At 63.2% G+C, this 12465-nt stretch carries 6 protein-coding genes; all 6 read left to right on the top strand.

The features are described 5' to 3' along the window. Nucleotides 1-59 precede the first annotated feature (59 nt). The 6 genes from bcsD (at nt 60) to tgt (ending at nt 12264) form a co-directional block, all read left to right on the top strand. Nucleotides 60-524 (top strand): cellulose biosynthesis protein BcsD, encoded by a 465-nt coding sequence (gene bcsD / locus FRAAU_RS11645; protein ID WP_041270557.1) that lies wholly within the window; start codon nt 60-62, stop codon nt 522-524. A 408-nt stretch (nt 525-932) separates the two neighbouring features. After that, a complete protein-coding gene (gene bcsA / locus FRAAU_RS11640) occupies nt 933-3071 on the top strand; it encodes a UDP-forming cellulose synthase catalytic subunit (RefSeq protein WP_156803411.1) in 2139 nt (712 codons plus the stop codon). Next, nucleotides 3068-5326 (top strand): cellulose biosynthesis cyclic di-GMP-binding regulatory protein BcsB, encoded by a 2259-nt coding sequence (locus tag FRAAU_RS11635; protein ID WP_014403723.1) that lies wholly within the window; start codon nt 3068-3070, stop codon nt 5324-5326. The genes bcsA and FRAAU_RS11635 overlap by 4 nt, the downstream gene beginning before the upstream one ends. After that, complete coding sequence (gene bcsZ / locus FRAAU_RS11630; RefSeq protein ID WP_014403722.1) at nt 5319-6518, top strand: cellulose synthase complex periplasmic endoglucanase BcsZ; 1200 nt, start codon at nt 5319-5321, stop codon at nt 6516-6518. The genes FRAAU_RS11635 and bcsZ overlap by 8 nt, the downstream gene beginning before the upstream one ends. A gap of 23 nt (nt 6519-6541) precedes the next feature. Beyond that, nucleotides 6542-11053: a cellulose synthase subunit BcsC-related outer membrane protein gene (locus FRAAU_RS11625; RefSeq protein ID WP_041270555.1), complete on the top strand. Its 4512-nt coding sequence runs from the start codon at nt 6542-6544 to the stop codon at nt 11051-11053. A gap of 80 nt (nt 11054-11133) precedes the next feature. Next, the gene (gene tgt / locus FRAAU_RS11620; protein ID WP_014403720.1) at nt 11134-12264 is read left to right on the top strand and encodes a tRNA guanosine(34) transglycosylase Tgt; all 1131 of its coding nucleotides are present in this window, start codon (nt 11134-11136) and stop codon (nt 12262-12264) included. The last annotated feature ends 201 nt before the right edge of the window (nt 12265-12465 follow it).

Genomic DNA, 12465 nt, shown 5'->3' with positions numbered 1-12465 from the left:
CCGGTGACGGTGCCGCGCGGGAATCCTGACCAGAACATATTCGAGCAACCATGGATAGAGTGAATCATCTGTTGGATTATTTCGGGCGCAAGGGGCCAGGTGTCCAGTGGCCGGTCTTCGTCATGCCTCTGCTGCAGGAAATGGAGCGGGAGCTGGGGCGAGACCGGCTCAGAAACGTTCTCCGGACAAGTGGCTCGCATATGGCAGCCAGCCATCCGGTGACGACGGCGGGTTCTCTGGATGAGCTTCAGACCCAGATCAACGCCCATCTGGAAACGATGCACTGGGGGTATTGCCGTCTCGGCGAATCCGATACCAGCATCAACATCCACCATTACGCTTCGCCCTTGGCCTTCCTGGCCGAGGTCGGAAAAAACGCCTCGGCGGCCTATCTGGAGAGCGCCTATCAGGTCTGGCTCGGCCAGGCCGGCATGCCGTCCGGATTGCGAGTCATCAGTGGCGAGCATCAATATCCTGTCTGTCAAAACTTCCGGGTCATCGCAAGCCCGGATCGCCCGGAGTAAATGACTATGCGTCATCGTGATGATGTCGTTCGACTGTTCGAGACCATGGGCCACTCTGCGGACACATACGGATATTGCAGTTTTCCCCGTCGATTGCTGCCTGAGCCTGGGCTGAAATCTGCCGACGCCGTCGGTGCTCCAGCGACTCGTGTGTCTGCGCCAGCGGATGGCCACAAGCGACCCGGTCCGACGCTTCCGTCAACGCCCAAAAGCAGTGAGCCACCTGCCGGAAGATGGACGGGGATGGAGCTTTCTCCGGCGGCGAGTGCGCTGAGCAGAACCTTTGACCGGATGCTGCAGTCCGGCTGACTTTTTCCGGCAGGACTTCTTGTTTCCGATGTGAATGTCCGTGGCGCATAGCCGCGTCGGACTGTTATGTGCGTATGTCCGCCTGGAGGCGAGCCTGATATGCAAATGTATTTAGACAAGGCAAGGCGCTGGCTGCTCGTCCCCGGGCGCACGCTTGCCTGGGTCGGAGTGGCGGTGACGGCACTGCTGGTCATCAGCGTGCCAGCTGACAATTGGGATCAGATCGTTTTCGCGATGATGTCACTGCTGCTGTGCTCGCTGCTTGGACGCAGTGAAGGTGATCTGCCGCGACTGATGATGATTGCACTGTCGATGGTCAGCTCGGGCCGTTACATGTATTGGCGTCTGACCCATACTCTCAGCTTCGATCACATTGCCGATTGCGTGCTTGGCATCGGCCTGCTGCTTGCCGAAACGTATTCATTCGTGGTGCTGCTGCTGGGCTACGTCCAGGTCTTGTGGCCGTTGCACCGCCAGCCTGCACCGCTGCCTGCTGATCCCGGGCAATGGCCGACGGTGGATGTGCTGGTGCCCACCTACAACGAGCCGCTGGAACTGGTCAAGACGACGCTGATGGCGGCGCTTGCACTGGACTGGCCGGCCGACAAGATCAAGATCTATCTGCTTGATGACGGGCGTCGAGAAGCATTTCGCGAGCTGTGCGAAAGCCTGGGGGTGGAATACATGATCCGTGGCAACAATCGCCACGCCAAGGCCGGCAATATCAACGCCGCGCTGGCACGTACCCAGGGCGAGTTCGTGGCGATCTTCGATTGTGACCATATGGCTACCCGTTCGTTTCTGCAGCTGACCATGGGCTGGTTTCTCAGGGATCGCCGTCTGGCTTTGATGCAGACACCCCATTATTACTTCTCGCCTGACCCGATGGAGCGCAACCTCGGGACTTTCGGTCGGATTCCCAACGAGGGGGAGCTGTTCTACGGTCTGCTGCAGGATGGCAATGATCTATGGGATGCCACCTTTTTCTGTGGCTCATGCGCCGTGCTGCGCCGAACCCATCTTGAGTCTGTAGGGGGCGTGGCCACCGAGACGGTGACCGAGGATGCCCATACGGCCCTCAAACTGCACCGCCGCGGCTATCGCAGTGCCTATCTGGCCATTCCCCAGGCCTCCGGCCTGGCGACCGAGAGCCTGTCCAGCCATGTCGGTCAGCGAATACGATGGGCACGTGGAATGATCCAGATCTTCCGGATCGACAATCCGCTGCTGGGCAAAGGACTGACCCTGGCCCAGCGGCTGTGTTACCTGAACGCGATGCTGCATTTCCTGTATGGCCTGCCGCGATTGATCTTTCTCACCGCGCCATTGGCCAGTCTGCTGTTCGGCCTGCATGTCATCCACACGTCAGCGGTGATGCTGCTGGCCTATGCGGGCCCCCATGTAGCGATGGCCTATATGGCCAATCACCGCAATCAAGGCCGGTTCCGTCATCTGCTGTGGAACGAGGTCTATGAAACCGTATTGGCCTGGTACATCTTGTTGCCCACGCTGCTTGCCCTGATCAACCCGAAGCTCGGAAAGTTCAATGTCACCAGCAAGGGCGGGCTGGTAGCCAGCAGCTATTTCGATGCAAAGATCGCGCGTCCTTACGTCTATCTGCTGTTGGTGAATCTGCTCGGCATCCTGGCTGGCATGTGGCACCTCTACCATTCGCCCAATGCGGGCTTCACCCAGACCATGTGGATCAACGTGTTCTGGACGATGTACAACATCGCCGTCACCGGCGCCGCCATTGCGGCGGCAAGAGAATCCAAGCAAATGCGGGGTGCGCATCGTGTTGAGGCCTTGGACATGACGGTGGCCCTGCGCTTGCCCGACGATACGATCAGCCAGGCACGGGTCACCGATTTCTCGGTGCAGGGCATGGCCGTGGAAACCCGCAATTACGAGTTGATGCCAGGCTTGCAGGTGCAGCTGGGGCTTTCTGACGGGCACGAGACACGCTTCCTGCCGGCCGTGGTGGTCAATGATCGCGGCGGCAGCTGCTTCGGGCTCAGCTACGAAACGCTGACGTCCGAACAGCAGACCTGGCTGGTCAACTGTACTTTCGCCTGCGCTGACCAATGGGCCAGACGTTGGGGGACGCATGAAGCCGAGCAACCCTTCCGCAGTATCCACGGCGTGGCGATGGCCAGCCTGCGTGGACTGGGTCACATGCTCTCGCATTTCCTGATGCCGCGGCGTCGCCGGGCTTCGCTTGGCGAGGGGAAAGCATGAGGCGGCTGGCATGGTGTCTTTCGCTTGGACTGGTCGGTACGATGGCCATCGCGGACCGTTGTGCGATCGCGGACGAAGTGGTGCCGGAATCGACGCCGGCAGCCCCTGGCCAGCTGGGTATCACCTCGCGGCACAGCTTCCAGCAGCTGGGCGTGGACTATCAGATGACCATGCACGGACCGGAGGCCGAACTGGGCGTGCCTTTCGGCGTCAGGGTGGACCAGCTTCCCCTGGACGGCAGCATCCAGCTGGCTTACCAGGTGGCGGACCATGTGCCGCACGGACATACCGAATTGCTGGTACGTCTCAATGGCGTGAGTGTCGATCGGATCGAATTGCATGCGGCCGATGCCGGCAAGCGGTTCAATCGCCATATCGTGCTTGACGCCAAGGCGCTGATCGACTTCAACCATCTTGAATTCGTGCTGCACAGCGATGCAGGCGATCTGTGCGTGCCCGGGAAGCCGGCGGCCTGGATCGTTCGCATCGACAATGGCAGCAGCGTCGAGTTGCGCAGTCGCACGCTGGGGCTCAGCAACGACTTGTCGCACTGGCCGTTGCCGTTCTTCGACAGGCGGGACATCGATTCACTGCGCTTGACCATGGTCCTGGGGCAGCATCCGGGCCTGCCGACATTGCAGGCCGCCGGCCTGCTTGCCTCCTGGTTCGGAGCGCTGGCCTCCTATCGCGGCGTGGATGTCCAGGCCAGCGCCGATACTCTTCCCAGCCATGGCAACGCGATAGCGCTGATCACCTCGGAGCATCCGATCAATGGCATTTCGACCCCTGCGATCACCGGTCCCCAGGTCGAGATGGAAAACCTTCCCGGTGACGACGGGCACAAGCTGCTGCTGGTCATGGGGCGGGACGATGCCGAATTGAGGACGGCCGTCCTCGGCTTGTTGCAGGGCACCAGCATGCAGGGCGATCAGGTGCACTTCCCGGCCATGTCCGAACCGGCTCCGCGGCAGCCCTATGATGCCCCTGGCTGGCTGAGCACGCGAGGCCCGGTGACGCTCGGTGAGCTGGGCGGGTCAACCCGCTTTACGGTACAGGGGCCGATACCGGACACGGTCAGCCTCCAGTTCATGCTGCCGCCGGACCTGTTCACCACGGGTGCCCAGGATGTGCCCTTGCACCTGCATTATCGCGCGACTGCCGCGCCCATCGGTTCTGGCTGGGGCGCACAGGTCAATCTCAACCATGCAGGTGTCGACGGCTGGAAACTGGATGAGGCAACCGATCCGACCTCCATGTTCGCACGCTGGCATGCGCTGCCGGACGAAGACCAGATGCTGGTCGGCCAGCGCACCATCAGGCTGCCGCTGTCGGCACTCAGTGCCCGCAACCAGTTGCAGGTGCACTTCAGCTTCGGCGCGCAACCCGGCTGTATCAGCCGGGCTTCGCGCAATGCGATGGCGACGGTGGATCCCGGATCGACTCTGGATATCTCCCATCTGCAGCACTATCTGGTGATGCCGGACCTGGCGGCCTTCGCGAACAGCGGTTTTCCGTTCAGCCGCTATGCCGACCTTGAGCAGACGACGCTGGTTCTGCCCGGCAACAGGGACGAGCAGGACAACCGCATGCTGTTGAACCTGCTGGCAATGCTGGGCAGTCGCACGGGCTATCCGGCTTATCGGGTCCATCTTTCCGAAGCCGCGGACGCAGCGGCCCATGCCGGTGATGATCTGATCGTGCTGGGCCGGGCCGGCACACAGCCGCTGCTGTCACGCTGGAGCACGGATCTGCCGGCCAATACCGATCCTGCCGGATGGCGTGACCGGGTCAAGCGCTGGCTGATCATTCATGTCCCCGGTCCCTTGCTGCATCTGCGGCGACCAGATCTTCAGTCCACTGCCCAAGCCGTTTTCGATGCACGTCAATACGACGTCATGGTGCAAGGGTTTCGCTCGCCCCTGGATCACCGTCGCAGCGTGATTGCGATCCAATATGATGGTGCGCGTGCGTCAACAGCCTTTTATGAGGCCATGCAGCGACGCGATGAGCTGGCTCACTTCCAGGGCAGCGTCGCGACGGTCCAAGGCGATCGCGTACGAAGCTACGCCGGCCTGCAGAGTTACACGATCGGACATCTCTCCTGGATGACACGCCTGCAGCTGAGCTTGTCGGCGCGGCCTTGGTTGCTTGTGGCGGTGGCCTTCTGCGGGATCTGGCTGAGTGCCTGGCTGGGTCGGGGATGGTTGCGTCGACGGGCCGCTTGGCGATTGAAGCGGGAGTATCTCGATGATTGAAATCCTTGCCGGAATCCAGAGTCATCGTCGTCGCAAGGTGCTTGGCCTGCTGGCTGGCTGTGCCGTGCTTCCCGGTCTGTCCGCCTGTATTGGAGGTGATATGCGTCGATCGAAAAGTCCGGCCGACTGGCCGGCCTGGCGTGACTTCGTGCAGGTGCAGATCCAGCAGGATGGTCGTGTCGTCGATTTCATCACCACGGATCGTCGGACCACCTCTGAAGCCCAGGCCTACGCCATGTTCTTTGCGCTGGTCGACAATGATGCGGTGCTGTTCGAGCGGATCTGGCAATGGACACATCGCCATCTGATGCCGGCGGATACGGCAGATGATGCCTTGCTCCCGGGCTGGTTGTGGGGTGAGGGCTCGGTGGGTAAACAAGCCTTGCTTGATCCGAATTCGGCCAGCGATGCCGATCTGTGGATGGCCTATGCCCTGCTGGAAGCCGGCAGATTGTGGCGACGCACAGACTATGTCTTGGACGGGCGTCGTCTGTTGCAGGCCATCGCCATGGGGGAAAGCACGGCCGTTGCCGGGTTCGGCCCCATGCTGTTGCCGGGAAAAGAGGGTTTCACGGCCCGAGACTGGACCCGCTTCAACCCAAGCTATGTACCGTTGCAGTTGCTGCGTCGCTTCGCACTTGAGCCTGATCTGCATGGAGACTGGGCTCTTTATCCACAGCAGGCCGCGGCCTTGATTGTCCGCAGCGCACCGGTGGGCTACGCGCCTGACTGGGTTCGCTGGAACGGTACCGCCATGGTCGTCGATCCGGCGACCGGGCCCATCGGCAGCTGGGATGCGATCCGTACCTATCTTTGGGCGGGCATGCTGGCGCCAACAGAGCCCATGCGCGGACGCCTGCTCAATGCCTTGAGCGGCCCCTTGCGGAGTCTGCATGCCGTTGGCGGGCTGCCTGAAAAGGTCAATGTCCTGACCGGCCGCGGTGAGGGGGCGGAGCCACGTGGTTATGCCGGGGCGCTGCTGCCTTATCTGAAGGCCAGCGGGGCGGGTGATCTGCTGCGGGCGCAGTCGGCGCGGATACCGGCCGTGTCCAGTTATCGGAGCGGCGGTCTGCCTTATTACGAACGGATTCTGATCCTCTACGGCCAGGGCTGGCTGGAGGGGCGATTCAGTTTTGACGCTTCGGGGCGGCTGCTGCCGGCCTGGAGCCTGACAAGCGGTGGTGCGAAATGAAGACGTTCGGTCGGCGTACACAGATGGCAATCAGTCTTGCGGGTTTGCTTGCAGGAGGGCATCAAGCCTGGGCGCAGGCGGGGGACGGCGGGGCGCAGCAGTTGATCCAGCAGGGCAGTTACTGGCATGCGCACGGGCGTGATGATCTGGCTCAGGACGCATGGAACCGCCTGCTTCTGGTCGATCCTGCCCAGCCGGATGCCTTGCTGGGCTTGGGTGAAATCGCCATCAACCGCGGTGATGCGGACACTGCCCGGCAACGTTTGCAGCAGTTGCAGCGGATCCATCCCGGCGCGGCCCAGACAGCGCAGCTCAGACTGGATGTTGGTGGCAATGACAGCGCTTTGAGTTCGGCGCGAATGTCGGCCGCCCGCGGGGACTATGCGCAGGCCATTGCTTCCTATCGCCGCTTTTTCGGCGGCCCCACGCCTCCGGCGAATCTGGCGCTGGAATACTATCAGGTCCTTGCGGGAGCCCCGGGCGAAGCCTGGGCCCAGGCGGTGGCCGGCCTGCGCTCGCTGCAGCAGGGACAGCCCGACAACGCCGCGACGGCTTTGGCCCTGGCCCGGGTGCTGACCTACCGGGAGCCGTCTCGGCGCGAAGGTATCGACCGCCTTGCCGAATGGTCGGCAAGGCACGGTCATCCGGATGAAGCTCGTGCTCCTTGGCGGCAGGCGCTGCTTTGGCTGGGTTCATGGCAGGGTGATGACGCGGATCGCTTTCATCGCTACATGACCATCTATCCGACGGATCATCTCGTGCTTGAGCAGTCCGAACGGTTGAGAAAGCAGTCGGCGCAGGCTGGCGATGCGCATGCCGGCGTGGAGCTGGCTGCCGCCTTCCATCTGCTGGATCAGCATCGCAGCGTACAGGCACAGGCGGCATTCAGTCAGTTGCTGCGCCAGCACCCGGGTGACAGCCAGGCCATGGGCGGTCTGGGAACGGCCTTGCTGCAGCAGGAGCAATTCGAGTCGGCGCGCAGATGGTTGCAGAAGGCCGCCGCCGCCTCGCCCCGCTGGCGCGGGCCGCTGGAGAGTGCCGACTATTGGTCGGCGCTGCGGCAGGCGCAGGCGCTGGTTCCGCAGCATCCGGAGCAGGCCCTGGCCGGCCTGCGGCAACTGACGCGACAGCAACCGTCCAATCCCGCAGGCTGGGTCGCACTGGGGCAATTGTTGCTGGCTCAGGGGGATACCGACGGAGCTGCCGATGCCTGCCAGCGGGCGCTCAAACTCGATCCAGCCAATCCCGGAGCACGTCAGGCCTTGATCCAGGTCTATATCCGGCAGGGGCATGCCGGGCAGGCGACCAAGTTGTTCGGGCAGTTGAATGCCGACCAGCAAAAACGGATGGGGGGACTGGATCGACTGCAGGCCGAGGAAGCCCGGCAGCAGGCTGCTGCCGCCGTCGCCGGCGGAGATATGGTCGCTGCACGGGACTTGCTGCAGAAAGGTCTCGACGCGGACCCGGGCAATGTCTGGTTGAATCTGGATCTGGCCAGACTGTATCTGCATGCGGATCGACCGGTCGATGCGCGGACGGTGATGGATCGTCTGCTGCTGCGTGCCCCGGACTCGGTGGACGCCATTTATGCGAGCGCATTGCTCAGTGCGGACGAGGGTGACTGGGCGGCTGTCTATGCATCCCTGAGGCGTATGGCGCCTGATCAGCGCAGTGACGAAGCGGCAGCCTTGTTGCGCAGGGCGGCGATCCGGCTTGAGATTGCCCGTGCGGTGGCGCTGGCACGGCAGGGACGTTTCGCCGAGGCGCGGCAGACTCTCATGCAACTGGAGCCGGGTGTCAGCACGGGACCGGGCGATCTGCTGGCCGCTGTGGCGACGGGCTATGCCGATATCGGTGATACGGCCCGGGCCAGTCAGCTGGCCACTCGTCTGCTGGAATCGGGCCAGCCCCAGCCCAGTGTCGAACTGCGCCTGCAGTACGCTTCCGTGCTGTTGTCGGCCAGGCAGGATGCCCCTTTGCTGCGGGTTCTGCGTCAGCTGCAGAGTGCGCCGATGGATGCCGCACAAGCGCAGCAATATGCCGATCTGCGGGAAGGCTACGCCTTGCGCCAGGTCGAGTTGTACCGGCAGATGGGCAATCTCGAGCAGGCCTATGCCGTGCTGTCGCCGTTGCTGCAGCATGACGGGCAGGCAGTCAAACCGCTGCAGGCCCTGGCACGGCTGTACGTGTCGGCGGGCAAGTCGGACGATGCGCTGCAGATCTATCGACGGGTGCTGCAACTGCAGCCCGATGATGTCGATACCCTGCTGGCGGCGGCTGGCGCGGCCGAACAAATACATGATTATGCGGCAGCCAGTGGTTTCGTCGATGCCGCGCTCAGCCAGACACCGCATTCCCCGCGAGTGCTGGCCGATGCGGCGCGGCTGTACCGGGCGCGGGGTGACAGCCGCCGTGCTGCGGCCTATTTCCGCCAGGCGCTGGACGAGCAGGCTCAGGCGCTGGCCGACAGCCAGGCCGGCATGGCCTTGCCTGCGCTGGCTGCTCCTGCCGCAGCGCCCGCCGCCGGCATGAATCCCTTCGCCGGCATCACTGGCTCCGGCGAAGAACCGGAAGCGGGTGATGGCCTGCCGTTGCCTGCACTGGCCTCGGCGGCGGCCAGCTTGCGTACCGCTTCCGACAGCTCGCAGCAGATCGCTGCCGATGCAGGCATGGCTTCGGTTCCGGCCGCGGCCGGCGGCTACGATGTACAGGCAACCGATACGGTCGCTGGCGCGTCCGTTCCGGCGGCCATGAACTCTTCCGCCCTGGCTGCGTCGGTCAGGGCCGGGGGCGGAGCGGACGGCTTCGGCGCCGATCGCCGTCTTCCCGGCCAGGGCTTGCCTGCCGCTGCCGATCGGCACTTGCACCGTCTCTCGCCGGTCAATGGCGATGACAGTCGTGAGGATCTGGTCGCCGAACTTCAGTCGGTGCAGGCCGATGCCAGCGACAGCCTCAGTGCCGGCATGGTTTATCGCAACCGCAACGGTTCGGGCGGACTGGGCAAGCTGGATGATCTGGAACTTCCCCTGCAGGGCCGGTTTTCCGTAGGGCAGGGCAGGATCACCGCCAGCATCACGCCGACCTTGCTTGATGCTGGCACGGCAAGTACCAGCTATGACAGCGCAAGCCAATTTGGCGGCGGGCCGGCCGCCGCACTGGATGGCGCCATTGCCGCGAATGCGACGGCGGTATCCGGTTTGCTCGATTCCACGTTGTTTCAGGGACTGCTGACTCAAGGCAACGGCAATGCCACTCGCAATCTGATCTATCAGACCGCGCTCAGCAATGGCGAGTACCAGACCCTGTTCAACCAGACCGATTACAGCGCCAGCTACGCCGATCGTACGGCGGCAGCCATGTCGGCGCTGTTCAATCTGCCGCTGGCCAGCTATATGCTCAACAACGATCTCAGTGCGACGCCGTTGAAGACGATTGCACAACAGATACTGGCCAATTCAAGCTACAGCGGCGCGCTGAGCAGTGCCCAGTTGGCCACTCTGCAGTCACTCGCTGGCAGCGCACTGGGTGCGCTGACGCCGACACAGTTTGCGGCCAGGTTGCAGTCGATGTCGGCAGCCGGGGCCGGCGCGCGACGGCTGGGGCCGCAGGATGCGCGCGGCGCCGGTGTCGGTGCGGCCTATGATCTGGGGGGGCTGCATTTCGATGTCGGCTCCACGCCGCTGGGTTTTCCCGAATCGCGGCTGGTGGGCGGGCTGGCCTATCACGGACAGATCGGTGAGGACGTCAACTTTACCGTGCAAGGCTCCCGACGTGCGGTATCCGACAGCCTGCTGTCGTTCGCGGGTGTCGAGGATCCGCGTACCGGGCAGCGCTGGGGTGGGGTGACGGCCAACGGCGGCCGTTTCCAGATCGGCCGCGACAATGGCGCGGCTGGCTTTTACGGCTACGGATCCTACGCCGTGCTGGTCGGTACGCATGTGCAGCAGAACAATCGCGGGGAAGCCGGTGGCGGCGCCTATCTGCATTTAATCAGCGGCCCCGATCAGTCGCTGACGGCCGGGCTCAATGTGACCTATATGCAGTACAGCCACAACTTGCAGGGCTTCACCTATGGCCAGGGCGGATATTTCAGTCCCCAGCGCTATGTAAACATCGGGGTGCCCATCCACTGGAGCGGGCGCAAGGGTGCCTGGAACTGGATGCTTGACGCCAGTATCGGCGTGCAGTCCTTCCACCAGAACGCCAGCAATTACTTCCCCACCGATGCGGCCTTGCAGGCTCAGGCCTACCAGGCGGCATCGATCGCCTCCACGCTGGGGCTGGCCAGCTATACCGACCCGGTCTATCGGGCGCAGAGCAAAACGGGTCTGGGCTACAACCTGGATGGCGCCGTGGAGTATCAGGTGGCACCCAAGCTGTACCTTGGTGGCCGGATCGAGCTGAGCAACGCCAGCAACTACCAGCAGCTGAGCAGCGGACTGTATCTGCGCTATCAGTTCGACGACTTCGGTGGCACGGTCAAGCCACAGCCGACGCCGCTGCTGTCGCCCTACAGTCCTGCCGCCGGGGAGTGAGGCGAGGTCTTGCGAGCACCCGTCTCGGCGAGGATGGCGGTTGCTCGGCCAAGGGCGGGCTGTGCAGGTAGAATAGGCGGATGACTGCACTGACTTTTGAACTAGACGCCACTGATGGCGCGGCGCGCCGCGGCCGGGTCCACCTGCCGCATGGCAGCCTGGAAACGCCGGCCTTCATGCCGGTGGGTACCTATGGCTCAGTGAAGGCGATGACGCCTCGCGACCTGAAGGAATCCGGTGCCGAGATCATTCTCGGCAATACCTTCCATCTGTTTCTGCGACCCGGACTGGAAGTGATCTCCAGGTTCGGCGGCCTGCACAAGTTTGTCGGCTGGGACCGGCCGATGCTGACCGACTCGGGCGGCTTCCAGGTGTTCTCGCTGGCGCACAAGCGCAAGATCACCGAGGAAGGGGTGACCTTCGCCTCACCGGTGGACGGCTCCAAGGTGTTCTTGTCGCCCGAGGTCTCGATGCAGATCCAGAGTACGCTGAACTCGGACATCGCCATGATCTTCGACGAATGCACTCCCTATCCGGCGACGGAGCCGGTAGCGGCCGAGTCGATGCGGCTGAGCCTGCGCTGGGCCGAGCGTTCACGCCAGGCCTTTACCGAGCTGGGCAGTGGCAACGCCCTGTTCGGCATTGTCCAGGGCAGCGTGTATGAATCACTGCGCCGCGAGTCGGCCGAGGGGCTGGTCAAGATCGGCTTCGACGGCTATGCCGTCGGCGGGCTGGCGGTGGGCGAACCGGAAGACGCGCGCAATCACACCCTGGATTTCACCGTACCTATGTTGCCGCAGGACAAGCCGCGCTATCTGATGGGCGTGGGGCGGCCGGAAGACATCGTCGAGGCGGTACGTCGCGGTATCGACATGTTCGACTGCGTGATGCCGACGCGCAATGCCCGCAACGGTTTTCTGTTTACCGCGCAGGGTACCTTGCGGATCCGCAATGCCAAGTTCGCGCTGGATACGGCGGTGATCGAAGAAGGTTGCGATTGTTACACCTGTGCTTCAGGTTTCAGTCGCGCCTATCTGCGCCATCTGGATCGTTGCAACGAGATTCTTGGCAGCCAGCTGGCGACTATCCACAATCTGCGTTATTACCAGCGGCTGATGCAGGGCCTGCGCGATGCCATCGCTGCTCGGCGGTTGGACGATTTCGTGGCGGAATTCTATGCACTGAGGCAGGGAGCGGCTGCAGCGGCCTGAAACCGGCCCGTAGACGCTGTCAAAAGGCGGGTCTGGAGCCCGCCTTTTTCATGCCCGCGACCCGCATCCTGACAATGGACTGCGAACTGAGTGCAGAGGACGGGCAAGTGCCGTCGGTCGGCAAGTGCGGCCGGGCAGGCCCGGTCGTCTCGGGGTTGATCCGCTGCTGAGAAAACGGCGCAGCATGCGCTGCGCCGTTGT

This window comes from Frateuria aurantia DSM 6220 (assembly GCF_000242255.2).
In the GTDB taxonomy this organism is placed as follows: domain Bacteria; phylum Pseudomonadota; class Gammaproteobacteria; order Xanthomonadales; family Rhodanobacteraceae; genus Frateuria; species Frateuria aurantia.
This window is presented reverse-complemented; position numbering and strand designations above follow the sequence as displayed.

Bases quoted from the DNA above. Each gene is read 5' to 3' on its own strand.
- bcsA (WP_156803411.1), top strand. From the start codon at position 933: ATGCAAATGTATTTAGACAAGGCAAGGCGCTGGCTGCTCGTCCCCGGG.
- FRAAU_RS11635 (WP_014403723.1), top strand. From the start codon at position 3,068: ATGAGGCGGCTGGCATGGTGTCTTTCGCTTGGACTGGTCGGTACGATG.
- bcsZ (WP_014403722.1), top strand. From the start codon at position 5,319: ATGATTGAAATCCTTGCCGGAATCCAGAGTCATCGTCGTCGCAAGGTG.
- FRAAU_RS11625 (WP_041270555.1), top strand. From the start codon at position 6,542: ATGGCAATCAGTCTTGCGGGTTTGCTTGCAGGAGGGCATCAAGCCTGG.
- tgt (WP_014403720.1), top strand. From the start codon at position 11,134: ATGACTGCACTGACTTTTGAACTAGACGCCACTGATGGCGCGGCGCGC.